The organism is Kordiimonas aestuarii (genome assembly GCF_025574465.1).
Taxonomy (GTDB): domain Bacteria; phylum Pseudomonadota; class Alphaproteobacteria; order Sphingomonadales; family Kordiimonadaceae; genus Kordiimonas; species Kordiimonas aestuarii.
Genome location: NZ_JAOBPP010000008.1, coordinates 1 through 24,345, shown reverse-complemented (window position 1 = coordinate 24,345; position 24,345 = coordinate 1). Strand labels below are relative to the sequence as shown.

General features: G+C 54.2%; 27 protein-coding genes. 19 read left to right on the top strand and 8 right to left on the bottom strand.

The features are described from left to right. Positions 1-8: 8 nt before the first annotated feature. A complete protein-coding gene (locus OEU85_RS00920; RefSeq protein WP_262689550.1) occupies positions 9-641 on the bottom strand; it encodes a LysE family translocator in 633 nt (210 codons plus the stop codon). 114 nt (positions 642-755) lie between these two features. Between OEU85_RS00920 and ubiA the strand changes: the two genes are divergently transcribed. The 4 genes from ubiA (at position 756) to OEU85_RS00900 (ending at position 4,044) form a co-directional block, all read left to right on the top strand. Then, positions 756-1,694 carry a 4-hydroxybenzoate octaprenyltransferase gene (gene ubiA / locus OEU85_RS00915; RefSeq protein WP_394805371.1) on the top strand — a complete coding sequence of 313 codons (939 nt, stop codon included), beginning with the start codon at positions 756-758 and terminating at the stop codon, positions 1,692-1,694. A gap of 57 nt (positions 1,695-1,751) precedes the next feature. After that, positions 1,752-2,282 carry an inorganic diphosphatase gene (gene ppa, locus OEU85_RS00910; RefSeq protein WP_262689548.1) on the top strand — a complete coding sequence of 177 codons (531 nt, stop codon included), beginning with the start codon at positions 1,752-1,754 and terminating at the stop codon, positions 2,280-2,282. A gap of 142 nt (positions 2,283-2,424) precedes the next feature. Beyond that, positions 2,425-3,597: a serine hydrolase domain-containing protein gene (locus tag OEU85_RS00905; RefSeq protein WP_262689547.1), complete on the top strand. Its 1,173-nt coding sequence runs from the start codon at positions 2,425-2,427 to the stop codon at positions 3,595-3,597. An 81-nt stretch (positions 3,598-3,678) separates the two neighbouring features. Further along, positions 3,679-4,044: a group I truncated hemoglobin gene (locus OEU85_RS00900; protein ID WP_262689546.1), complete on the top strand. Its 366-nt coding sequence runs from the start codon at positions 3,679-3,681 to the stop codon at positions 4,042-4,044. Positions 4,045-4,053: 9 nt separating this feature from the next. Here the strand turns inward: OEU85_RS00900 and OEU85_RS00895 are convergent, their stop codons facing one another. From OEU85_RS00895 to OEU85_RS00885, 3 genes are all read right to left on the bottom strand, one after another. Continuing rightward, complete coding sequence (locus tag OEU85_RS00895; protein ID WP_262689545.1) at positions 4,054-5,922, bottom strand: serine hydrolase domain-containing protein; 1,869 nt, start codon at positions 5,920-5,922, stop codon at positions 4,054-4,056. Positions 5,923-6,055: 133 nt separating this feature from the next. Beyond that, positions 6,056-6,778 (bottom strand): glutathione S-transferase family protein, encoded by a 723-nt coding sequence (locus OEU85_RS00890; protein ID WP_262689544.1) that lies wholly within the window; start codon positions 6,776-6,778, stop codon positions 6,056-6,058. Positions 6,779-6,918: 140 nt separating this feature from the next. After that, positions 6,919-7,188 carry a hypothetical protein gene (locus OEU85_RS00885; protein WP_262689543.1) on the bottom strand — a complete coding sequence of 90 codons (270 nt, stop codon included), beginning with the start codon at positions 7,186-7,188 and terminating at the stop codon, positions 6,919-6,921. Between the two features lie 249 nt (positions 7,189-7,437). Here OEU85_RS00885 and OEU85_RS00880 point away from each other — a divergent pair, with 249 nt between their 5' ends. Continuing rightward, positions 7,438-8,142 (top strand): CoA transferase subunit A, encoded by a 705-nt coding sequence (locus OEU85_RS00880; RefSeq protein WP_262689542.1) that lies wholly within the window; start codon positions 7,438-7,440, stop codon positions 8,140-8,142. Next, positions 8,142-8,786 (top strand): CoA transferase subunit B, encoded by a 645-nt coding sequence (locus OEU85_RS00875; RefSeq protein ID WP_262689541.1) that lies wholly within the window; start codon positions 8,142-8,144, stop codon positions 8,784-8,786. Before OEU85_RS00880 ends, OEU85_RS00875 begins: the two co-directional genes overlap by 1 nt. 3 nt (positions 8,787-8,789) lie before the next feature. Here the strand turns inward: OEU85_RS00875 and OEU85_RS00870 are convergent, their stop codons facing one another. Further along, positions 8,790-9,680: a LysR substrate-binding domain-containing protein gene (locus OEU85_RS00870; protein WP_262689540.1), complete on the bottom strand. Its 891-nt coding sequence runs from the start codon at positions 9,678-9,680 to the stop codon at positions 8,790-8,792. Positions 9,681-9,814: 134 nt separating this feature from the next. Between OEU85_RS00870 and OEU85_RS00865 the strand changes: the two genes are divergently transcribed. After that, the gene (locus tag OEU85_RS00865; protein WP_262689539.1) at positions 9,815-10,474 is read left to right on the top strand and encodes an FMN-dependent NADH-azoreductase; all 660 of its coding nucleotides are present in this window, start codon (positions 9,815-9,817) and stop codon (positions 10,472-10,474) included. Between the two features lie 17 nt (positions 10,475-10,491). Here the strand turns inward: OEU85_RS00865 and OEU85_RS00860 are convergent, their stop codons facing one another. After that, positions 10,492-11,271, bottom strand: a complete 780-nt coding sequence (locus OEU85_RS00860) for a type 2 periplasmic-binding domain-containing protein (protein ID WP_262689538.1) — start codon at positions 11,269-11,271, stop codon at positions 10,492-10,494. A 162-nt stretch (positions 11,272-11,433) separates the two neighbouring features. Here OEU85_RS00860 and OEU85_RS00855 point away from each other — a divergent pair, with 162 nt between their 5' ends. After that, a complete protein-coding gene (locus tag OEU85_RS00855) occupies positions 11,434-12,009 on the top strand; it encodes a PAS domain-containing protein (RefSeq protein ID WP_262689537.1) in 576 nt (191 codons plus the stop codon). Here the strand turns inward: OEU85_RS00855 and tldD are convergent. Then, positions 12,006-13,439, bottom strand: a complete 1,434-nt coding sequence (gene tldD / locus OEU85_RS00850; protein WP_262689536.1) for a metalloprotease TldD — start codon at positions 13,437-13,439, stop codon at positions 12,006-12,008. The two genes, OEU85_RS00855 and tldD, sit on opposite strands and share 4 nt — an antisense overlap. Before the next feature lie 319 nt (positions 13,440-13,758). Between tldD and coxB the strand changes: the two genes are divergently transcribed. From coxB to OEU85_RS00795, 11 genes are all read left to right on the top strand, one after another. Next, entirely contained in the window at positions 13,759-14,652 is an 894-nt protein-coding gene (gene coxB / locus OEU85_RS00845; protein WP_262689535.1) for a cytochrome c oxidase subunit II, read from the top strand. Between the two features lie 22 nt (positions 14,653-14,674). After that, on the top strand, positions 14,675-16,279 hold the full coding sequence (gene ctaD, locus OEU85_RS00840; protein ID WP_262689534.1) for a cytochrome c oxidase subunit I: 1,605 nt from the start codon (positions 14,675-14,677) through the stop codon (positions 16,277-16,279). 28 nt (positions 16,280-16,307) lie between these two features. Continuing rightward, the gene (locus OEU85_RS00835; protein WP_262689533.1) at positions 16,308-17,228 is read left to right on the top strand and encodes a heme o synthase; all 921 of its coding nucleotides are present in this window, start codon (positions 16,308-16,310) and stop codon (positions 17,226-17,228) included. After that, complete coding sequence (locus OEU85_RS00830) at positions 17,225-17,353, top strand: hypothetical protein (protein WP_262689532.1); 129 nt, start codon at positions 17,225-17,227, stop codon at positions 17,351-17,353. The genes OEU85_RS00835 and OEU85_RS00830 overlap by 4 nt, the downstream gene beginning before the upstream one ends. Continuing rightward, positions 17,350-17,916 (top strand): cytochrome c oxidase assembly protein, encoded by a 567-nt coding sequence (locus tag OEU85_RS00825; RefSeq protein WP_262689531.1) that lies wholly within the window; start codon positions 17,350-17,352, stop codon positions 17,914-17,916. The genes OEU85_RS00830 and OEU85_RS00825 overlap by 4 nt, the downstream gene beginning before the upstream one ends. A 56-nt stretch (positions 17,917-17,972) precedes the next feature. Beyond that, complete coding sequence (locus OEU85_RS00820; RefSeq protein ID WP_262689530.1) at positions 17,973-18,824, top strand: cytochrome c oxidase subunit 3; 852 nt, start codon at positions 17,973-17,975, stop codon at positions 18,822-18,824. A 3-nt stretch (positions 18,825-18,827) separates the two neighbouring features. Next, entirely contained in the window at positions 18,828-19,253 is a 426-nt protein-coding gene (locus OEU85_RS00815) for a DUF983 domain-containing protein (RefSeq protein WP_262689529.1), read from the top strand. Then, a complete protein-coding gene (locus tag OEU85_RS00810; protein WP_262689528.1) occupies positions 19,246-19,971 on the top strand; it encodes an SURF1 family protein in 726 nt (241 codons plus the stop codon). The genes OEU85_RS00815 and OEU85_RS00810 overlap by 8 nt, the downstream gene beginning before the upstream one ends. Before the next feature lie 70 nt (positions 19,972-20,041). After that, the gene (gene thrC, locus OEU85_RS00805; protein ID WP_262689527.1) at positions 20,042-21,451 is read left to right on the top strand and encodes a threonine synthase; all 1,410 of its coding nucleotides are present in this window, start codon (positions 20,042-20,044) and stop codon (positions 21,449-21,451) included. 2 nt (positions 21,452-21,453) lie between these two features. Beyond that, positions 21,454-22,686 (top strand): M16 family metallopeptidase, encoded by a 1,233-nt coding sequence (locus tag OEU85_RS00800; protein WP_262689593.1) that lies wholly within the window; start codon positions 21,454-21,456, stop codon positions 22,684-22,686. Between the two features lie 119 nt (positions 22,687-22,805). Further along, entirely contained in the window at positions 22,806-23,501 is a 696-nt protein-coding gene (locus OEU85_RS00795) for a PAS domain-containing protein (RefSeq protein ID WP_262689526.1), read from the top strand. Here the strand turns inward: OEU85_RS00795 and OEU85_RS00790 are convergent. After that, positions 23,498-24,273 (bottom strand): IS5 family transposase gene (locus OEU85_RS00790; protein ID WP_262689381.1). Its coding sequence is split into 2 segments (ribosomal slippage): positions 23,498-23,958 and positions 23,958-24,273, totalling 777 coding nucleotides; the frame shifts between segments, so codons are not numbered across the junction. The two genes, OEU85_RS00795 and OEU85_RS00790, sit on opposite strands and share 4 nt — an antisense overlap. Between the last annotated feature and the right edge of the window lie 72 nt (positions 24,274-24,345).

Below are 24,345 nucleotides of genomic sequence, written 5' to 3'. Positions count from 1 at the left end.
TTGCTCCGTCAGCTCGCAGCGCGGCGACTTATCGCCGTCAATAAGCCTGCGCTGATGAGGAAACCGCCGCTCGCGCGCTCCACAGTTTTGCGGAAAGCGGGGCGCGCAAACCGACTGCGCAGGCTGCCCGCTGCAAGCGCCCACATAACGGTGTTCAGCCCGGCAAGGGTGATAAATGTGGCTTCCAGGATCAGGAACTGCGGCAGCAAGGTTTCGTGCTGGTTGATGAACTGCGGCAGGAATGCGGTGAAAAATACGATGCCCTTGGGGTTGAGCGCAGTCACGATAAAACAGCGCCAGAAGACATGCTGGTCCTGCCCGATTTCTTCAGCAGCGAATTCAAGCGCCGCTGGTTTGCTCGCGCTACGCCACATCTTGACGCCAAGATAAATGAGATAGGCAGCACCAATATATTTGACGACGGAGAATAAAAGTGCGCTCGCTGCAAGCAGGGCGCCCGCGCCCATGAGGGACACCGTCATAGCAGTGAAATCACCTGCCGACACACCCAAGACAGACGCCGGAATCGCTCGTTTGCCTTTTGTCAGGGCAAAGCTGACCACCATCATCACCGTCGGTCCGGGCATGGCGACAAGGACGGCGCTGGTGACAGCAAATGACAGCCATAGTTCGAATAACACGATGATCTCCTCGGTTGTTCTTGCTGTCACTAAAGCCACGATTTGCCCGCAGAGGCAAGATATAGGGTGCTAGTTTTCTTGACACTCCGTGCGGGACGCCGTAACGCCATTGGCATGTCTGAAAAAGCCCGGAAAGATGTTGTTGTCACCGCGGATGCCGTTGAAGGCAGCTGGGTGTACCGGCATGCGCCTGCGGCGTGGCGTCCATACCTGAAGCTGGCGCGTATGGACCGCCCGGTGGGCGCCTGGCTTTTGCTGTGGCCGTGCTGGTGGTCACTGGCGCTGGCGGCCGATGCAGGCTTCACATTTTACCACCTTTATCTGCTGCCGATTTTTGGTATTGGCGCGTTAGCCATGCGCGGGGCTGGCTGTACATATAACGATATCGTTGACCGCGACTTCGATGCAGCGGTGGCCCGCACCCGCACCCGCCCAATCCCAGCCGGTGAAGTAAGCCTCAAGGGTGCGTGGGCTTTTCTTGTATTACAGTGCCTGATCGGGCTTGCGGTTCTCTTGCAACTTGGGCCATTTGCGATCATGGTGGGGCTCGGTTCGCTGGTGATGGTGGCGGCCTATCCGTTTATGAAACGCATCACCGGCTGGCCGCAGGCATGGCTTGGCCTGACCTTCAACTGGGGCGCGCTGATGGGCTGGGCTACGATCCGGGGCGAATTGTCCGCAGCGCCGCTGGTGCTATACTTCAGCGCGCTGTTCTGGACGCTTGGTTATGACACCATTTATGCGCATCAGGACAAGGAAGACGACGCGCTGATTGGCGTGAAATCAACCGCCCTTACACTGGGGCAAAAAACCAAGCCGGCGCTTCTGGTATTTTACAGTCTTTTTATAATTGGCCTGATTGTCGCGGGAAGCCTTGCCAATCTTGGATTTATCTATTACATCGGCATCGCGCTCGCGGGTGTTCACCTCGGTGCACAGGTGGTTCGGGTCAATATTGATGATGCTGGCCTCTGTTTGAAAGTTTTCCGCTCGAACATCGCATTCGGCTGGATCGTCTTTGTGGCGCTCATTCTTGGGCAGCTCACAGCCTGACCCGGCGGATATGATGCGAGGGCATCTCCCCAACCATTAGGCCAAGGACCAACATCCATGGATATCAAGAAAATCTCAGTTGGCGAAAACGCCCCTTGGGACGTGAATGTCATCATCGAAGTACCTGCCGGTACTGAACCGGTGAAGTATGAGCTGGATAAAGAATCGGGCGCACTGTTTGTCGACCGTATCATGCACACCAGCATGCGGTACCCATGCAACTACGGCTTCATTCCGCACACATTGGCGGATGACGGCGATCCGGTAGACGTGCTGCTTGCCAACCGTACACCAATCATGCCTGGCGCTGTTGTGCGTTGCCGTCCGCTTGGTGTTCTGATCATGGAAGACGAGGCAGGCATGGATGAAAAACTTCTCATGGTTCCCGTCGACAAACTGCACCCTTTTTACAAGGACGTGAACAGCTATGAAGAATTGCCTGAGATTTTTCTCAAGCAGATTTCCCACTTCTTCGAGCACTATAAAGACCTCGAAAGTGGCAAGTGGGTGAAGATTAAAGGTTGGGAAGGCCCCGAAGTGGCTGCCGATCTGATCTCCAAAGGTATTGAGGCGGAAAAAAACGCGTAACGTTTTCTGTTGCTGTCAGTGTTTGAGAAACCCGGCCGAGATGGCCGGGTTTTTTGTTATCCGATCCATATTCTTCATTATTCACCTTGTATGCCTGACATGACTTCCCAAGACTTTGGGTGCCAAACGACAGGAGGATATTATGAAAACGATAAAAACACTGATTGCCGGCGCCACATTGATGGGCTTCTCGACGATGGCTTGTGCGGAGCCGGTGCCGCAGGAAACCGATACCCTTATCAATAGCCTGATGAAAGAGCACGAGGTGCCCGGTCTTGCCTTTGTGCTCATCGAGAATGGGGAAGTGCGGCAAAGCAAGACCTATGGCTACGCAAAAGTGGAAGAAGGTCAGCGTCTCAATGAAGATACGGTTATGTATGCTGCGTCCCTCACCAAGCTTATCTTCTCTGTTTACGTGTTGCAGTTAGTGGGTGAGGGGAAGCTGGACCTTGACCGGCCGATCGGGCAGTATCTGAGGAAGCCGCTACCGGCATACGCCGGGGAGTCGATCCTTGAAGACTATTCCGATCTGGAGGGTGACCCGCGCTGGCAAAAGCTGACACTTCGCATGTTGCTGTCGCACACCACGGGGTTACCAAACTACAGGTTTTTTACGCCAGAGGGCGTCTTCAAGCGTGACGCAAAGCTGAAGTTCTTCTTTGACCCAAACGAACGCTACGGCTACTCGGGCGAGGGTTATTATATCGCCCAACTGGTTGTCGAAGAGGCAACAGGCCTGAAGACCGGCGCAGCGCTTCAGACGCGGTTTTTTGACCCACTTGGCATGAGCCGCACAAGCCTTGTGTGGCGGGATGATTTTCAGCCCAATTTTGCCCATGGTTATAATGCGCAGGGTGAGAATCTGCGCCACAACATGCAGTCAAATGTGCGAGCGGCCGGCTCGATGGATACAACTTTGCATGACCTGTCGCGCTGGGTGGCGGCCCTTATGAGCGGCAAACTTCTCGGTGAAGATGAATTCAATGAACTGGTTGGGGCAGGATTTCCCATTGAATCCCGCCATCAGTTTCCAACATTGGACCCCGTTCCTTATGCAGCCAACCGCGTCATCAATCTTGCGGCGGGGGTGGGTACCGTCAACTGGGACGGCCCGCAGGGACGAGGCTTCGTCAAAGGGGGGCATAACGAGAAAACGGACAATCTGCTTGTCTGTCTGCCGGGCAAGAAGCGCTGTGTGCTCCTGATGTCGAACACAGCAAAAGGCGACTTGATTTTCCCGCAGATTTTTGAAGCCGTCCTGGGGAACACAGGTTTACCGTGGACGTGGGAATATGCGACCCTGGCAGACAAATAGCAGCCTGGCGGCTAGAAAATATTAATATTCTCACGGTAGGTTGCCGCGCCGAAGGCAGAAATTCATAGTTGGTGTTTGGTAATGAGCATTTTTGAAAAAATCGGTGGTGAGCCAGCGGTGAACGAGGCGGTTACACTTTTTCACGCGAAGATATTTGCGGACCCTCTGTTGTCGCCCTTTTTCGACAATATTTCCGAAGATGATTTCAACCGTAAACAGCGCTGGTTCCTGATCACGCTTTTGAAAGGCGAAAGTGTGGGTGCAGATAGTTATATGCGGATGAGCCACCGAGACCTTGTGCGCAAGCATGGCCTGGGGGAAGCGCACTTTGACGCTGTGAGTGCGCACCTTGAAAGCTCGCTCGTGGAGCTTGACGTGGCTCGCCCGCTGGTTAATGACATCATGAGCGCTGTCCTTGAACTGAAGAATGCAATCCTCAACCGGTAAGCCGTCCTGTTAGCGCCACAACGTGAGCGGCATCAGGTCCCAGTACCAGAGAATAAGACAGAACTGGAAAACAGCAATGGTTGCAAGACCATGGAATGTTTCCATGCGGCTCCGGTTTTTGGTCTGGATCACCTTGGTATGGGCCGCCAGCATGGAAACAGGCAGCAGAACACTGGCCGCCGCCAAAGTCATGCTGGCGACTGTCATGTCGCCAAGCGCCATAAGTGGTTGAGCCAGAAATAGAGGGGTGGGGACCAGCAGGCTTGCGATGCCGATGAAGGCCATTCCTTCGGTGCGCCTGATTGCATTCGCGCCATGCTTCATAAAGGCGACGGAGCCGCATGCCAGTAGCCACGCCATTCCGCCGGCACACAGCATCGCACTGGCCCAGAGCCCGAAAATGAGCGCGGGGTTGACTTTCTCATAGGTCCGGAAGCCGTCGCTGATCAGCGGTTTGTCGTCCTCGCTCAGCATCAGGACATGAGAAGCAAGATTGCGATCGTCAGCAGAAAGCAGCCTTTCGCCAATCGGGCGCAGGCTGCGCGGCTTACCATTGGCGGGGGTCATGACCAGCTTGCCTGAGTTCCAGTTAAGACGTTGATAATTGAACATCACATCCAGCAAGCGGAAGCTATCGAAGCGGCTGGGCGCCAGTATGTGATAGCCCTCCCAGTTTTTGGCGCTGGCAATGGGAAGATCGCTGTCGGGGATGGCGGGGGCCATGAGGTCAAGGGCTGCAGCGACGCGAGCATAGAGTCGTGAATAGTCAGCTGTTTCGCTGTCGGTGTTGAGGCTGACAAAAAAGGCCTTTTGTTCTGCCGGGTAAACACACAGCATGCTGGCGAAGCCGAGGATGTTGCCGGAATGGCATTTGCCCACAGCACCAAAACGGTCATAGGTGCTCATGCCGAGGCCATAGCCGGCCATAAGCCCGTTCCAGCGGGCTTCCGTTGTGTGCGGAACGCCACGTGCGGCCATGAGCCCCGGCGCAATAATCATCTCGCCACCGCCAGTACCCTCCGACATCAGGCCAGTACCATCCGATATCAGGAACGTGGCATAGCGGGCCATATCTGCCGCGGTCGTCGTGAATTGGCCTGCAGGGCGCAGCATTACGGGTTGGGCTGCGACAGGTTTTCCGCCGTCAACATGTCCCCATGCCAATGCCATGTCGGCAGTTGCGCCGAGTTGCGTGGTAAAATGAAAGGTACTTGATGTCATGCCAAGTGGCCGGAGCAGGTGCGTATCCAGATAGTTTTCATACCGGTCGCCGGTTATCGTCTCGATAAGCAGCCCGAGCAGGGCATAACCGCTATTGGAATATGAAAAACGTGTGCCAGGCCGCACGCGGGCTGTCAAAACCTGTGGACTGCGCTTGAAGGCCTGCAGCAACGGCGTATCAGGCGAGATGTCCGTGCTGAACATCTGCCAAAGCCGGGCGTCATCAAAACCTGAGGTATGGTCAAGAAGGTGGCGAACCGTAACGCGCGATTGAGACGCCCAAGGGTTGTGGATCGGCAGGCCTGGCATATAGCCTGCGATGGGGGCATCCAGGTCAATACGTCCTTTGCTCGCCAAGTGCAGAATACCCGTAGCAATCAGGCTTTTTGCGACGGAACCAACATGAACGCGCGCACCCGATTCCATGGGTGTGCGGTCTGCCATGTTGGCGTAGCCAGCGGCATCCGTTGTAATTTGGCCGTGATCCACTGTCGCCCATACGGCACCTGCGAGGCCTTCCTGCTCCAGCATCGTGCTCATATCTTCGGGGAGGGATGCTGCCGCTGCGACGTTTGATACGACACCTGCGCAAATGATGACAATGGTTCGAAAAAGGCCGGGAGAAGGTCTCCGTCCGTCCTTGAGTGATCTGCTCATGTCCTCGCCTCGGTTCCGCGCCGTGTAGGCCGCGCGGTTTTATATTTATATCAGTTTGATATAAGATGAGGGTTGAATATGTGCAAGGTGAAAAAGCAGCGGTGCCCAACAGGGCACCGCCTTCGAGGATATATTAAGCAGCCCGAAGCAATTGCAGCGAACCAGGGTACCAGCGTTCGAGGCCGCGTTTTACATATGCCTCAAGGTTAGGAAACTCGGCTACAAGGTCATGGGTCCATGTTCTGATTGGGGAGGCATGGAAATTGGCAAGCAGACCGAAAATACAGGCATCTATATAGGTGGGTATGTCACCGAAAAACCAGTTATCCTCGTTAAGAACCGTGGAAAGAGCGTCAAGGTCGGAATGCAGGAAAGCCTTGATCTCGGCCTCGCTGTGACGGCCGAAACCATCAAGGTGCAGCGTTTCCCGAACTTGGTCGCGGACCATATCAGCAACCTCGTCCGGAGCGTCGGCAAAGAAAATACCTTTTGTCTGCGCCCAGCCAGCATCGTCATGCCAACGGAAATACAGCAGGGCGTATCGGGTGCGTTCTTCGGCCATGCGACATAGTGCGTGGCCAAAGGCCTCCTGTTTCGCGCTCAGATGGCCATTAAAGTTGGCACCATGTTTGTGCTCAAGGTGCTGACGAATGATTTCGCTGTCTTCAACAAGCACACCATTATCATCAAGGACAGGCAACTTGGCTTTTGGAAAAACCCTGAAGTCCTCAGGAATGACGTGCTCATACTCGAGGTCAGCAATTTTGAAGAGGATGTCTGCTTTGCAACAGAAGGGACTCATGTTGAACATGCCTTCACCGGTTGGAAAGGCATATAGTTTCAGTGTTTTTGTCATTGTCTTGCTCCTCATTGTCGTGACTGGGCTTGATGACAAGACTGTAGCGTCTCTATGCTGACAAAAAATGTCAGTATGCTTTAGAGACATAAAAAAAACCCACCAAACGGTGGGCTTTATCCTCTTTCTTTGTTCAGGGCTTACCAGTCGAAGCCGCCTATTTCGGTGCGGCGCAGCACGCGGCGATAAGGTGCGGGGGCGGCACGCGTGGCAGCATGCATGGCACGGTCAAACATGTTACTGCGTGCACGGGCGCCCCGCACAGCGCGGGTAACTGATGGCGTGGTCGGGATCAGGAACAAAAGCCCGATCACGAAAAAGATCAATCCAAAGGGGATTGGCGTTAACATGCCAATTATGCCGATAAAGCAGAAAGCACTGCCGATCAGGCGGCATAGAATGCGTATCATGCTTTGTCTCCGTTCGCTGTCAAAGGCGCTATAGCGCTTGTCTATTTATTACATACACATAATGTGGCTTAACAACAGCATCAAGATGAACCAGAAAGATAACACCCAATATCCATATTGTTGCAAATGAAACTAATTGGCGCTATGTGATTTAGCCAAGGACATGCCGGTGACATTTTTCGCGGTTTTACTGGCTTTTCAACTTGAAGTCAGCTGTCTGATCCCCAATTTCCTGTTCGGGAGGTGTGCATGAAAAAAGTTTTTAAGAATGCCGACGCGGCCCTTGATGGCCTGCTTTTTGACGGCATGACGATGATGGCGGGAGGCTTTGGCCTTTGCGGCATTCCAGAGAATCTGATCGCGGCTGTCCATAAGGCCGGCGCGAAAGACCTGACGGTGATCTCCAACAACTGTGGTGTTGACGGCTTTGGCTTAGGTATTTTGCTGGACGCCAAACAGATCAAGAAGATGGTTTCTTCCTATGTTGGTGAGAACAAGGAGTTCGAGCGCCAGTATCTTGATGGCGAACTTGAACTTGAGTTCAACCCGCAAGGCACATTGGCCGAGCGCATCCGTGCGGGTGGCGCGGGCATCCCCGGCTTTTATACCAAAACCGGCGTGGGCACCCTGATCGCAGAAGGTAAGGAACACAAGGATTTTGGCGGTGAAACCTACATCATGGAAACCGGGCTGGTGGCGGATGTTTCCCTTGTGAAGGCTTGGAAAGCCGATACCGAAGGCAACCTTGTCTTCCGTAAAACCGCGCGCAACTTCAACCCAATGATGGCGACAGCTGGCAAGGTAACGGTGGTTGAGGTCGAAGAACTGGTAGAGCCGGGGACACTGGACCCTGATCATATCCACACACCGGGCATCTTCGTGCAACGCATCATCAAAGGCAGCTTCGAGAAACGCATAGAGCAGCGCACCGTACGTAGCCGGGGAGACGCATAATGACTGACGTAATCAAAGGTTGGAATCGCAACCAGATGGCTGCCCGGGCCGCGCGCGAGCTTGAGGATGGCTTTTATGTGAACCTTGGCATCGGCATCCCGACACTGGTGGCGAACTATATCCCGGATGGTATGGAAGTAACGCTGCAAAGTGAAAATGGCATGCTGGGCATGGGCCCATTCCCCTATGAGGACGAGGTTGACGCAGACCTGATCAACGCTGGCAAGCAGACGATCACCGAACTGCCGACTTCAAGTTATTTCTCAAGTGCAGACAGCTTCGGCATGATCCGTGGTGGCCATATCGACCTGTCGATCCTGGGCGCTATGGAAGTGGCGGGAAATGGTGATCTGGCGAACTGGATGATCCCTGGCAAGATGGTCAAGGGCATGGGCGGTGCAATGGATTTGGTCGCAGGCGTCAAGCGTGTGGTGGTGATCATGGATCACACCAACAAGGCGGGCGCGCCGAAGCTTCTCAAGGAATGCTCACTGCCGCTTACCGGCACCCAGGTGGTGGACCGCATCATTACAAACCTCGGTGTGTTTGACGTGGCCGAAGGCGGCCTGAAGGTTGCCGAACTCGCAGATGGGGTCAGCCTCGAGGATGTGAAAGCATCGACGGAAGCTGCAATCGTCGAATAGGCCTCAGTTTCTTAGCGGTGCGGTTGCGGCAAGAAGCCATGACCGCACCTGTTCTATTCTCTTTCTGTCCGGGTGGTTCTTGTCATACACGAAACAGTGTTCGTGACCGTCCAGCACTTTGGTGAATGGCTGCACAAGAAGACCGCTTTTAATCTCCCGGGCCATCATCTTCACGCTTAATATAGCGATGCCTTGTCCAGCAATCGCCGCTTGTGCAGCATGAAGATCGTCACCGAAGCTCATCTCATGGGGCGAGTGCTTTTCAGACAAATCAGCTTTTTGAAACCATGCCTCCCACGTGGGAGTTTTGTTGTCAGGATTTCGCCAGCGACTGCGCAGAAGCATCGTGGCTTTTAGATCCGCCACGCTTCGGATTTCAAGACGCGGGCTGCATAGCGGTGCGAAGCTGTCCTTAAACAGAAGGCTCGCTTCAAGCTCGCCATAATGCCCGTTTCCATAACGGACTGCCATATCAGCAATACCAGCTTTAAGCGGCACCACGTCCTCGGACGCATGCAGGCTGAGCGGAACAGCTGTTTCTGTTGCCTGAAATTCTGTAAGCCGCGGTAGAACCCACAGTGTCATGAACGCGCTCGTTGTGGTTAGTGTGAGCGGCCTGATGGCACGGTTTGCGGTGATGTCTTCAATGCCTTCGGCGATCAGGCTCAGCGCTTCCTGCGCCTTCTGAAACAAGCCCTGGCCTGCGATGCTCAGGCTTACCTGCCGGGGGTGCCGGACAAAAAGCTTTAACTTCAGCGTGTCTTCCAACAGCCGTATCTGATGACTAATGGCCGTCGGGGTCACGCCAATTTCTTCGGCGGCCGCCTTGAAGCTGAGGTGCCGGGCTGCGGCTTCGAACGCGCGGATGGTTGTTAGAGCAGGTAGCGTTTTCATAACTGAGTTTTACTCATCTATTGCTTGAGGAATTGGAATTTGAATAGCTGCGCAATGGTCAAGATATAGGAAGTCTTGGAGAAACCTAAAACTGCCATGGATGCATTTGATGTATTCATGGCCAGGAGAGATCAATGACTACCATATTGCATATTGATGCAAGCGCACGGCCGGGACAATCGGGTACAGACCCACATGGCTCCCATACCCGCCGGCTCAGTTCCTATTTTATCCGTCGTTGGCGGGAGCGGTTTCCTGAAGACAAGGTTGTCTACCGGGATGTTGGTGCGCAGCCACCGGCGGTGGTGACGGGGGATTGGGTACATGCCGCTTTCACCAAACCTGAGGATAGGGTGCCGTGGATGCACGGTGTATTGGCTGAAAGCGATACACTCGTGGGTGAATTGTTCGCCGCCGACACGATTGTTGCAGGCGTGCCCATGTATAATTTTGGCGTGCCTGCGCCGTTCAAGGCCTATATCGATAATGTTGTTCGTGTGGGCCGTACTTTTGGCTTCGAACGGCGTGGTGACAACGTGTCATATTGGCCAATGTTGCCTGAGGGGAAAAGGCTGGTCTTGCTGTCGTCGCGAGGCGATGTTGGATACGACAAGGGTGGACCGCTTGAACACAGCAACCATGTAGAGCCGCAAGTAAAAACGGCCTTCGCTTACATTGGTCTGACAGATGTATGGAGTGCGGCGGCGGAATATGATGAATATGGCGGTGATCGGCTTGCAGTCTCATTAACGGCAGCGGAACGCGATATTGACGGGTATGTGAGGGAAGCCTGAGGGGCATCCAGATGTTGTCAGTGTCCGGTGTTTTTGTCTTTTTCAAGAGGACGGTAGGTAAAGCCCAGGTCTGCCATCGCATCGCCAAGCGCATGCAATGTGCTTTTTGAAAACCCTCGGCTACAGGCAATATATATGGGTAGGGCCGGTATGGTGCCGATATTTTTTATCGGCACCAGAGTGGCTAACTCAGGGTTCTCGTCTGTTGCAAAATGCCATTGGTCTTCAGGCACGATCGCGTAGTGGGCGCGTCCGGCAAGGACCATGGTCAGGAGTTGAAGGTCGGTTTTGCCGGTACGTAAAATCCAGCGCGGTGTCTCGTTTGCCAGTGCGGCGTCAACGGCCTCGCCGTATATGCCACTTTCCAAAAGCGCGCCGATTAATGTGTCGTCGCGCACCAGTTTGACGAGATCACCATGGTGGCGAACCTTCTCTGCCTTATCCGGGGCTGCTATTACGACATCGCCAGGCACGACATCAAAAATATATGGCAGGAAGCTCCACACAGCTGCCCGGTCCGGTGTGCGCAGGCGCCCCGTTGTGCAGATCAGGCGTCTGCCATCGTCCAGCATGCGGGCTTCCTCGTCGATACTGGAAGGCTGCCAAGCTACGCTAAAACCAGCGTGGTCAGCGATATTTTCGATATGTTCGGCGTACAGCCCGGTGGGTTTACCATCAATGACTCTTAGGTGAGGGGGGTAGTTATAATAGGTAACAGCCAGTGCCGGGCGATCATCGGCGAAACCCGATACGCTCATCAGCAGAAGCATCCCAAAAAACAGTACTGACGACTTCATCTAGTCTTTCCAACCGCCCCACACGGATAAGTAGGCCATACACTTGACGATTTTGTCCGTATGTTCAAGCGTCAATTCAAAAGCCTTGCGAGAGGGGTCCCATTACACCATTGTTAACTGGCCACGCAACTATAGTCATAGGGCAATACCGGTTAACATCTTATGAGCATGCCCGAAAAAAACTTTATACCAGCACTGCCGGGATTTGCCGATCATGGGGCTTTGTTTGATTTTCTTGGCGCATGGAACCGATGGCGTGCCGGGGCGCTGGCACCCAAACGCAGCGAAGTCAGATTGCAGGACATGCAAAACCTGATGCGCGGCATGATGTTGATGGACGTTCGTGATGCCGATCACGTGATGTTTCGTTATGTCGGTAGCTTGTATCAGGATATTTATGGCTATGACTTTACCGGGCTGAACTATCTGGACATTACCGAGGCCAAGGTTCGCGAACTTCGCTCCAGACGGTTGTGGTCAGTTGTCGCTCAGCCTGTGGTTGCCGTGTGGACGACACCGTCGGTTCTCGGGACGGACTTTATTGGTGTAAGTGTGCCACTGTTTCCAGACGCACCGGACACGGTGCGCAAGATCATGCAAGTGTTGGTGCCAATACGCGAGTATCACCACATTGCAGCGGAACGGCAGCGCCGAAATCAGAAACACGTCGAGTTTTCAGACCAGTTTCGTTACATTGATATCGGCGCGGGAGTGCCGGACAGACGTCTGGAAGCCTAGGTCGCCGTCCCGCCGACTGTGAGACCGTCGACACGCAGGGTAGGTTGACCAACACCTGCAGGCACGCTCTGGCCACCCTTGCCACATGTACCCACCCCTCGGTCGAGCTTCAGGTCGTTTCCGATCATGGAGACACGCTTGAGCACGTCCGGCCCATTACCAATGAGCGTAGCACCTTTCACAGGCTCCATCACCTTGCCGTCGCGCACGCGATAGGCTTCGGTGCAAGAGAAGACGAACTTGCCAGACGTGATGTCCACTTGGCCGCCGCCGAAGTTGACGGCATAGAGTCCGTCATCGACACTGGCCAGGATTTCGGCCGGGTCCTTGTCTCCCGCAAGCATGAAGGTGTTGGTCATGCGCGGCATGGGCTGGTGGGCAAAACTCTGCCGACGACCGTTGCCGGTGGGTGTCATGCCCATCAAGCGCGCGTTCAGGCGGTCTTGCATATAGCCCTTGAGTATACCGTCTTCGATCAACACCGTGCGTTCTGTTGGGGTGCCTTCATCATCTACCGTCAGGCTGCCGCGCTTGTCTTCAAGTGTACCATCATCCACAACGGTGATGCCTTTGGCGGCGACCTGTTCACCCATCAGGCCGGCAAAGGCCGAGGTTTTCTTGCGATTGAAGTCACCTTCAAGGCCGTGGCCGATGGCTTCATGCAGCAGTACACCTGGCCAGCCCGGCCCCAGTACAACTGTCATTTCGCCAGCAGGTGCATCGACGCTTTCAAGATTCACTCTGGCTTGGCGAATAGCTTCCTGAACTTGTGACTGCCAATGTGCTTCATCAAACAGAAAGTCATAAGCTTGACGGCCACCCATGCCCTCATAGCCCATTTCCTGACGGTCGCCATCGCCCATGACCACGGATACATTCAGCCTGACGAGGGGACGGATATCGCGCACACGGTGGCCGTCGGCACGGATAATTTCAACCGCCTGCCAACTGCCCAGCAAGCTTGCGCTGACCTGCCGAATGCGTTCGTCCTGAGCGCGGGTATAAGCGTCTATTTCCTCCAACAGTTTTACCTTGCGGCCAAACTCAATCCCGCCAAGTGGGTTGTTGTCGGTGTAAAGCTGTTTGTTGGTACGGGCAGGGGCAAGGTTCATACTGCCGCCGTTGCCTGTCTTGATCGCACGTACAGTTTCACCTGCGCGGCGGATGGCAGCCTCCGACAATTCGTTTGAATGGGCATAACCGGTTGATTCGCCCAGCACCGCCCGAAGGCCAAAACCCTGGCTCGTATCAAAACTGGCGGATTTCAGCCGTCCGTCATCAAAAGAGAAAGACTCGGACTGCGTTGCCTCAAGGTAAAGTTCGCCATCTTCCATGCCCGTCAGGGTTTCGCCCACAAGGGCTTCTGTCTTTGTTTCGTCCAGATCGGACTCTTTGAAAAAGAAATTTAGCGACGCGGCAGCATCGGACATGGAGGCACTCCTCACTTGGGTTTTTGGCGGAAAATTGCGTCGAATTGCCGCATTTTCTGCCCTAAGATCCCGTTTAACATGATATCCTCTCGCGTAAAACGCAAGCTGGCGGGGTGAAAATTTAACGATTTGCGGCAGAAAAATGGCTGTTAGGCATCTCTCGGGCTTGAGCCTGAGAAAACGTCTGGTATAACGTGCCCGCATTCAAGTCGACTGCTTTGATGCTCAGGAGGGTCAAAGCGCTGTCGAACCACCGTTTGGTTATAGGCGTAACCAGCCGGTTGCCCGGATAGGGTAGGAACAAAAGGAAAGCAGAACTATGAACGTCAAAAGGCTTACCGCCGGAGTTATGGCCGCACTTGTGGCATTTTTCGGTTCTACGGTTGGCGCGTTGGCTCAGGACCGTGTAGGGGCGCCCAAGGATAAGGGTTTGTGGCTTCAGGAAGCCGCCTCTGAACAGGCAGCCAAGATTGCCGATTTTAACGAGCTACTTCTGTGGGTCATTCTTGTCATCACAGCCTTCGTTTTCATCCTCATGTTTTACGTGATGTGGCGATACCGTGAGAAAGCAAACCCGGAACCATCCAAGACCAGCCACAATACGCTGATCGAATTCATCTGGACGGTAGTGCCAATCGCCATTCTGGTTGTCATTGGCTTTGTTTCGATCCCGCTCCTTTATTATCAAGATGTCGTGCCAGAGACAGAGTTCGCGATCAACGTGACCGGGAACCAGTGGAACTGGACCTATGCGTACCCTGACCATGAGGGCATTGAGTTCACAGCATCTGTGCTGCCAGATACTGCTCACATTGCGGGCTCTCAAGAACGCTCCGAGGCTGAACAGGCGCTTTCCACTTTCCTCGGCCATCCGGCAAAGCTGAACGCGCGTCTTCTTGACACTGATGTTCGCCTTGTGGTGCCTGTTGATACACGGGTGAAGGTACAGGTTACCGCTTCTGACGTGATCCACTCCTGGACCGTGCCATCCCTCGGCGTAAAACTTGATGCTGTACCGGGCCGCCTGAACGAAACATGGTTTGAAGCGAACCAGATTGGCACCTACTACGGCCAGTGTTCGGAGCTGTGCGGTAAAGACCATGCCTTTATGCCGATCGCGGTTGAGGTGGTATCCAAAGAAGAATTCGCCAAGTGGCTGGAGTACGCGAAAGCAGAATATGCTGACGCGGGCACTACAGCTTTTGGCCGCTAGTAGCGTAGGGAAAGGAAGAGCAATGGCTCACGAAAACCCGACTGGTTGGAAACGCTGGGTCTATTCGACCAATCATAAAGATATCGGCGTTATGTATCTCTGGTTCGCATTCATTGCGGGCATGATCGGCTTCACGATGTCCGGTCTTATGCGCATGGAACTGATGGAACCGGGCGTTAACTTCCTGCCAGACCTTTTTGGTATGACAGAAGACCAGTCCCGTCACATGTTCAACGTGCTCACCACCGGTCACGGTCTTATCATGGTCTTCTTCATGGTTATGCCCGCGCTGATTGGTGGTTTTGGTAACTATTTTGTGCCGCTTATGATTGGCGCGCCTGATATGGCGTTCCCGCGTATGAACAATATCTCCTTCTGGCTTATGCCTCCGGCATTCACGCTGCTTCTCTTGTCCACCTTTGTGGAAGGGACGAGTGGTATGGCCGGCTTTGGCGGTGGCTGGACGGCGTACGCACCGTTGTCGACATATGGGCACACAGGCCCGTCAATGGATCTTGCGATCCTGTCGTTGCACGTGGCTGGTGCCTCGTCGATCATGGGGGCAATCAACTACATCACCACCATCTTCAACATGCGTGCCCCGGGCATGACAATCCACAAGATGCCGCTTTTCGCCTGGTCTATCCTGATCACGGCGTTCCTTCTTGTGTTGTCGTTGCCGGTTCTCGCTGGTGCTATTACCATGCTGTTAACGGACCGCAACTTTGGCACGACGTTCTTTGACCCGGCAGGCGGTGGGGACCCGATCCTCTACCAGCACCTGTTCTGGTTCTTTGGTCACCCTGAAGTATACATCATGATCCTGCCGGCCTTCGGCATCGTCAGCCACATTGTATCGACCTTCTCGAAGAAGCCGGTCTTTGGTTACCTGGGCATGGCCTATGCAATGGCAGCGATTGGTTTCATCGGCTTTGTAGTGTGGGCTCACCACATGTATACCGTTGGCCTGGATGTTGATACGAAAGCCTATTTCGTTGCAGCAACCATGGTGATCGCGGTACCGACCGGTGTGAAGATCTTCTCCTGGATTGCAACAATGTGGGGCGGCTCCATCCGCTATGATGTGCCGATGCTCTACGCTATTGCCTTCATTCTGCTCTTTACGATGGGCGGTGTGACTGGTGTGGTTCTTTCAAACGCAGGTGCGGACGTACCGCTTCACGACACATACTATGTGGTGGCTCACTTTCACTATGTATTGTCGCTTGGTGCGGTGTTCGGTATCTTTGCCGGACTCTACTACTGGGTCGGCAAGATGTCGGGCAAGCAGTATCCGGACTTCCTGGCGAAGATTCAGTTCTGGGTAACCTTTATCGGCGTAAACATGATCTTCTTCCCGCAGCACTTCCTTGGACTGCAGGGTATGCCGCGCCGTTATGTGGATTATCCTGACGCGTTTGCCTACTTCAACAAGATCTCAAGCTACGGCTACCTTGTGACACTGACGGGTGTGGTTCTCTTCATTCTTGTGATGGCGATGACCCTTTTCAAGAAGAAGAAAGATTGCCCGGATAACCAGTGGGGTGAAGGCGCGACTACGCTTGAGTGGACGTTGTCATCACCACCACCGTTCCACCAGTTCAACGAACTGCCGCGCATCAAGTAAGCCCGCGAGTTCATAAAGGAACAATGTTTTGGCAGACAGCCTGACATCCTATAACGACAGCTCTCAGCCTTCCGCAACGCGGGAGGCTGAGGCGCGTGACTTCTTCGCGCTTCTCAAGCCGCGAGTGATGTCGCTTGTTATTTTTACGGCCTTTGTTGGCCTTGTGGCCGCGCCGGGCGAAATGAACCCGGTTCTCGCGTTTGCCGCTGTCGTCCTGATCGCGGTGGGGGCTGGCGCCAGTGGCGCACTGAACATGTGGTATGACGCGGACATTGATGCCGTCATGAAACGTACGGCGTCGCGGCCTATCCCCGCAGGCAAGGTAACGCCGGGTGACGCGCTGGGGTTTGGTGCGACGCTTTCTGTCGCTTCGGTTATACTGCTGGGGTTGATCGTAAACGTTACCTCAGCCGCTCTGCTGGCGCTGACGATTTTCTTTTATGTGGTGATTTATTCCATGTGGCTGAAACGCCGCACGCCACAGAATATTGTTATTGGTGGTGCTGCGGGGGCTTTCCCTCCCATGATCGGCTGGGCGGCGGTAACCGATAGTGTCACGATTGAGAGTATGGTGCTGTTTGGCATCATCTTCCTCTGGACACCACCACATTTCTGGGCGCTGTCGCTTTTCATTTCCAAGGACTATGAAAAAGTTGGCGTTCCCATGCTGCCTGTTGTCGCCGGTGTGCAGGAAACGCGCCGCCAGATTCTTCTGTACAGCCTTCTTGTCGTACCATGCGGCATCGCGCCCTATTTCATGGGTTTTGCGGGGCCGGTATATGGTATCGTCTCAAGCCTTTTGGGCGCCTGGTTCCTGATGCTGGCTTTCATGGTGTGGCGCGGTACCGAGAAGGCGGATCGGAAGCTTTTTGCTTTTTCGATCCTTTATCTCTTTGCGCTATTCGCCACGCTGGCGGCAGAGCGCCTTATAGCGGGAGTGGTTGCATGAATGACGAATCCGAAATGCATGTCCGCATGAAAAAACGCAATCGTGTGCTGGGCCTTTCGCTCGCGGCTTTTGTCATCCTAATTGCTGTGATCAGCTTCTTCAAGATCAAGGCATTGGCACCATGAGTGACACAAGTAAAAAAAATAGCCGCATGGCATTGGTTTTTGCGGGGGTTGCCTTTGGAATGGTGGGCATGGCCTATGCAGCGGTGCCGCTCTATAACCTGTTTTGCAAGGTCACTGGCTACGGTGGGACCACACAGCAGGTTGATGTCGGCAGCGATATTGTGCTCAAGCGAGAGATGAAGGTGCGCTTCAACGCATCCGTTCACCGCGATATGCCATGGGATTTCAAGCCGGTACAGATCAGCCAGAAAATGCATGTCGGGGAGCAGAAGCTCGCGCATTTTGAGGCGTATAACCCGACGAATAAGACCATTGTAGGTACAGCAACCTATAATGTGACGCCGCATAAAGCTGGCGAATATTTTGCAAAAATTGAGTGTTTCTGCTTTACAGAGCAGGAACTCAAGCCAGGCGAACGGATTGATATGCCGGTTGTCTATTTTATCGATCCTCTCATTGATGAGGATCCGAACTTGGATGAAGTTAGCGAAGTCACTCTTTCCTACACCTTTTTCGTCAAGGAAGTTGAAGACGAAAAAGTGGAAAGTTCGGTGGGGCGCTAAAGCTAGGGTAGGAAAGGGCGCCGGCACCATGTCCGGCACTTGTTAGGAGAGAATTTATGGCGGGCGACGTGAAACACGATTACCACCTGGTAAACCCGAGCCCATGGCCAGCGGTCGCGTCTGTAGCGGTTCTGCTGCTCACGGTTGGTGCAGTGTTCACCATGAAACCGGATGCCGAACTGTTCGGCATGACAGGTTTCGGTAAGTACTTCTTTGTGCTGGGCTTCCTTGGCCTTGTCTACACGATGTTTGCATGGTGGAAAGATGTGGTTAAAGAAGCGAATCAGGGCGACCATACGCCTGTGGTTCGGATTGGTCTGCGCTATGGCATGATCCTCTTTATCGCGTCTGAAGTTATGTTCTTCGTGGCGTGGTTCTGGGCATTTTTCAACGCTTCGCTGTATCCTCACATGCCAATCGCCAATTTCGGCGATTTCTGGTCCGTGATTGGTAACGAAGCACCTTGGCCGCCAGAAGGCATTGAGACGTTTGACCCTTGGCACCTGCCACTGATGAACACGCTGATCCTGCTGCTTTCCGGTACCACCGTTACCTGGGCCCACCACGCCATCCAGCACGGTGACCGGGATGGCCTTAAGAAAGGCCTGTGGATCACGGTTATCCTTGGGGCATTGTTTTCCTGTGTGCAGGCTTACGAGTACGGCCATGCAGCGTTTGAATTCTCCGGCAATATCTACGGGGCCACTTTCTTCATGGCGACAGGCTTCCACGGTTTCCACGTGCTTGTGGGTACCATTTTCCTCGCCGTGTGTTTGGGGCGCTCTTATAAAGGCCACTTCACACCTGACCACCATTTTGGTTTCGAAGCGGCAGCTTGGTATTGGCACTTTGTCGACGTGGTGTGGATCTTCCTTTTCTTCTGCGTCTATGTCTGGGGCGGCGCATAAGCGATGGCCGGAACGGCACATAACAACAATTCAGAAACCGACCGGGAGCAACACTCCCGGTCGGTTTCGCCTTATAAGGCCGGGTTGCATGCGCGCTGTCCGAACTGCGGCGAGGGCCCTCTCTTCGTCAATGGCCTTGCGGTCAGGGATGCTTGTGATGTTTGCGGGTTCGATCTTTCAAGCGCTGATCCCGGAGACGGCGCGCAGGTTTTTGTCATCCTGATTATGGGCGCCCTGTCGGCGCTTCTCGGCTTCATTGTTATGGGCGCGCTCAGGTGGCCGCTTTGGGCAGTGGCCGTCACGCTTTTTACCTTCATTATGCTGGGTAGTATTTGGATGCTCAGGGTATTCAAGGCTCTGCTGATCGCCCTTCAGTTTCACCACGATGCGCGCCAGGGCACACCTGGGGAGGGAAACCGCGATGAGTAAACCTTTTAAGCCCGGCCCTGGGTTGACCATTGCCGTATTCATCGGGCTTGCAATCTTGCTTGGTCTTGGCACATGGCAGGCGCGTAAGGTGGGCCCGAAAACAGCCCTGCTGGCGAAGATTGAGGCCGGGATGACGGGTGAGGCCATGCCGTTGCCTGTGCATCTGGATGACCCAAGCGTATTGGATTACCACCGCGTCACATTCAGGGGGCAATTGATGGATGCGGAACCGATCCGTGTGTTTGCAACGTCCCTTGACGGTAAAGCAGGTTATCACCTCTATATGCCGGTTAAGAAACAGCACGGGATGGCAGTGTTGGTGAATTTTGGCTGGATACCAGTGCAGATGCAGGAAAATCCCGGACTACCTGTTGGCGCAACACTGGAGGTGACCGGTGTGCTTCGCACAACGGCTGTACCGGGTGACATGACGCCAGCGAATGATCCGCAGGCGGGTGACTGGTACACGGCGGACGTTTTTGCAATGGCTGAGGCCTTTGGTCTGCGCACCAAGGAATTTTACCATTTCCGGGTGTTTGCGGACGCTGATGTGCTCGCTACCAGTTTGCCTAAAGGGGGGCAGGTGCGCGTTGATATCCCTAACAACCATTTCCAGTACGCAATGACGTGGTTTGGTATCGCACTGGCACTCGTCGGTGTATATCTGGTTTTCGGGTTTAAGCGGGGTGCGGAAGGTAATTCGCCAAATAGCGCTTAGCCTTGCATCTAAAACATTCTCCGCATAAGACTATGCGCTCGCAATTTTCGTAAAGTTGAGTAAGACAACCGTGAAATATATATCTACACGTGGGAAAGCGGAAAGCCTTGATTTTGAAGGTGTAACCCTCACTGGTCTGGCGCGCGACGGCGGCCTCTATGTGCCGGAGGAAATCCCGTCCTTTACTGCGGATGAAATCCGCGCCATGCGGGGCAAGACCTACGCGGAGGTTGCCTTTGAGGTGATCAGCCCGTTTGTGGGGGATTGTCTGACCGAAGGCGAGCTCAAGCGCATGCTTGACGCCACATATGACGAAAATTATGGCGGCCAATTTCGCCATCCCGCAGTGGCGCCGCTTGTGCAGACGGGCAATAATGACTGGCTGCTTGAATTGTTCCATGGGCCTACCTTGGCCTTCAAGGACTTTGCGCTTCAACTTCTTGGTCGTTTCTTCGATCATTTCACCGCGAAGCGTGGTGAGAAACTGACCATCCTTGGCGCAACATCAGGCGACACGGGGTCCGCTGCGATAGAGGGCTGCCGCGGACGGGACAATGTCTCGATCTTCATGTTACATCCCAAAGGCCGGGTGTCTGATGTTCAGCGCCGGCAGATGACGAGTGTGATCGAATCCAATGTCGTGAATATAGCCATTGACGGTAACTTCGATGACTGTCAGGCACTGGTGAAGGCATGTTTCAATGACCTCTCCTTCCGCGACGAGGTTGGCTTGACTGCGGTGAACTCGATCAACTGGGCGCGGGTGATGGCGCAGATTGTTTATTATTTTACCTCGGCTGTCGCCCTTGGTGCACCGGACCGCGCTGTGTCCTACAGTGTGCCCACCGGAAACTTTGGTGATATTTTCGCCGGCTATGTCGCCAAGAAAATGGGCCTGCCGATTGAAAAACTGGTAATCGCCACCAACTCGAATGACATCCTCGCTCGCACGCTTGAGACGGGCCGATACGAACGTGGTGAGGTGTATTCTACGCTCTCTCCCAGCATGGACATCCAGATTTCGTCGAATTTCGAGCGCATGCTGTTTGATATCGCTGGGCGTGATGCAGCAGTGATTACCCGGTATATGAACGATCTCACGACAACGGGTGGGTTCACACTGGATAGTGCCCACTATGCTGCGCTGCGAGACCTGTTTGCAGCTGAGCGTGTTAATGATGAAACAACGAGGTCTGTCATGCAGGAAATGTCTGCATCGGCAGGATATATTGCTGATCCGCACACCGCAGTGGGCGTTGAGGCGGCGAATGTATGTTTGCCGGATAACGGTGCACCGCGGGTAACGCTGTCTACTGCGCATCCGGCCAAATTTGGCCACGCGGTGAAGGAAGCGACGGGTATTGATCCCACGTTGCCTGCCCATATGGCAGACCTCATGGACCGGGAAGAACGTATGATCGACCTTGCAAATGATGTTGATGCCCTTCAGGCGCGCGTGCGTGAAGGGGGCTGGTCTTGAGCGTGGAGATTACCCGGCTGCCCAGCGGTCTGCGCGTTGTCAGCGAGAGCCGTAAATCGATCCAGACCGTAGCGGTTGGTGTGTGGGTAGATATTGGCGCACGGCATGAGCCTAAGCAACTCAACGGAATCACACACTGCCTTGAACATATGCTGTTCAAGGGGACCAAAAAACGTACATCACGTGATATCGCGTTCGAGATTGAGGCCGTGGGCGGTCATATGAACGCCTATACCTCGCGTGACAACACCACCTATTATGCACGTGTTATGAAAGACGACATGGCACTCGCGCTTGATCTTCTGTCTGACATTGTGCTCAACAGCACCTGTGCAGATGTAGAGCTGAAACGAGAAAAAGAGGTGATCCTGCAGGAAATCGGCCAAGCGGTTGATACGCCCGACGATATTGTTTTTGATCACCTGCAGGTGGCTGCATATCGTGACCAGCCGATTGGGCGCACCATTCTTGGTGAACCCGAGACCGTACGTGCGTTGACAAGGGGCGACCTGCAAAGCTACCTCAAGGCTAATTATACAGCGGCTAACATCGTTATCTCGGCTGTGGGCAATCTCGATCACGACAAGCTTGTAGGCATGGTCGAAGAAAAGTTTGCGGCACTTGAGCCGGGTACCCCAAAGACCGCAGAACAGGCGGTCTATACCGGCGGGCGTATTGTAGAAAAACGTGATCTTGAGCAGGTGCACATTGCGGCTGCCTGGCCGGGTTGCTCCTTCGCGCATCCGGACTACTATGCCCTGCAGGTTTATTCCACCATTCTTGGTGGTGGCATGTCCTCGCGGTTGTTTCAGGAAGTGCGCGAGGAACGAGGATTGGCGTATTCCGTCTACAGCTTCACCAGCAGCCATAAGGATACCGGTATTTTTGGCTTATACGCGGGCACAGGTCCGGACATGGCAAAAGACATGATGCCGGTCATCAAGGGTGAGATGGAAGCTGTTGCAAACGGCCCAACGGAGGAGGAATTCACCATAGCGCGCGCGCAGCTCAAGTCCGGGCTGATGATGGCGCTGGAAGCCACTACATCGCGCATGGAACAATTGGGACGGCAAATACTGGTATTCGACCGCATTCTGCCAGTGGAGGAAATGATCGAAAATGTTGAAGCGGTTGCAAAAGCGGACGTTGCACAAATTGCCTCTAAAATAGTTTCATCAAATTCAACGAGCGTTGCAATTATTGGCGGTGGCGATTTAGACTCCATTACTTTCTAAGTTCATCGCCAGCTTGCGAAAATCGTTGAGGCTCTCTCTTTTTTTGTTGCTCGCCTAAGTATTGATGATTTCGGCGCAAGATGGTAACGTCCCGCAGCAAATTTGCGGGGGGACTGTTGTTGCTTAGCGCTGAAGTATGCCGATTACTGGGTTATTGGGTATCGCTCGGTGGTGGTCAGACCATTCCGGAACGTTCCGCGCTTGACCTGAGGCAACTCTCGAGCATTCTGCAATGGATGTTTATCCTCGAGATGGGGGGCGACGGAAGCCTTCGGTACCGTCTCGCCGGGTCCTCCCTTGAATCGGCGGCAGGCTGCGGTATGGCAGGCAAGACCTATAGCGAAATATTCTCGGACCATGAGCAGGCAGCTATAATGGAAGAGCTATATGCTGTCGCGCTGGTACAGTCGTGCGGTTTGTTGCGTACCGGGGCTCTGTCGTTCAGGGATGATGAGCGCTTCGAGATGGAAGTGCTGGCCTTGCCGTTTGTTGAGGCGCGCGCCATGGGGGGCATTGTGCTTGTGGGTGTTGTTCGCCCGTTTGACTCTGAGAATATGGGGTTTGTCGACCGCTGGGGCGGTTTTCGGCAGGAGCTGTCCGAAATACTGGTCGTACCCTCGCCGCGTGTCATGGGGCCGGGGCAGTTATCGTCTCGCGTTCAAGCGGCCCTGGACTTGCTATCTATCCGTATCAAGGCGCTTGATGTGCATAGACTGCTGGAAATTGACCGAAAAGGGGGCGTTCCCGGTTTGATGGGGGTGCCTTCGGTAGGTCTGGATAGCCTGAGCGGTGAACAACGACAGACCTTAAACTAGGTCGTAGACTCATAATTTTTCAACCAGATACAGACTGAAGCCAGTTTTACAGCGGCGAGGAAATTCTCCGGGTTTTTGTCATAGCGCGTTGCAATGCCCCGATAGTGCTTGAGCTTATTGAAGAAACGCTCGACGAGATTACGGTGTCGGTACAGCCATTTACTGAAGGTAAAGGACTGCTTGCGGTTGGCTTTTGGCGGAATATTGGCCCAAGCTCTGCGCGCTGTGGTGAAGGCACGAAGCGCGTCGGTATCATAGGCTTTGTCAGCGAGCAAGATCGCTTCCTCCTTGATGTCCTCAATCAGATCAAGGGCCGGTTTGCTGTCGTGGGTCTGTCCAGCAGTCAGCGAAAGCCTGATCGGCAGACCATCCGCATCGACGAGGGCGTGGATTTTGGTGGTCAGTCCACCCCGGGAACGGCCCATGCAGCCATCGTCCTGATCCCCCTTTTTGCCGTGGCCCCTTGTTGATGCACACGGACACAGCTGCTGTCGATCATAATGATGTCACCGTCATGGGCTTTGCTCACCGCCTCGAACAGTCGGTCCCACACCCCGGCCTTGCGCCAGCGGACAAACCGGTTGTAGCAGGTGGTGTAGGGACCATATCTTTCGGGAATGTCTGCCCACGGCGTTCCCGCCCGAAAGCGCCACAAGATGCCGTTGATCACCCGGCGGTCATCCACCCTAGGCACCCCGCGCGGCTTGTTCGGCAGCAAAGGCTCTATGATCGACCATTCATAATCTGTCAGTTCATACCGGCGGCGGCGCATCAAAACCTCCTCAATGATTTGAGAAGCGTTGAATCATATCTTCGCCTGTTTGGGAATCCCTTTTATGAGTTT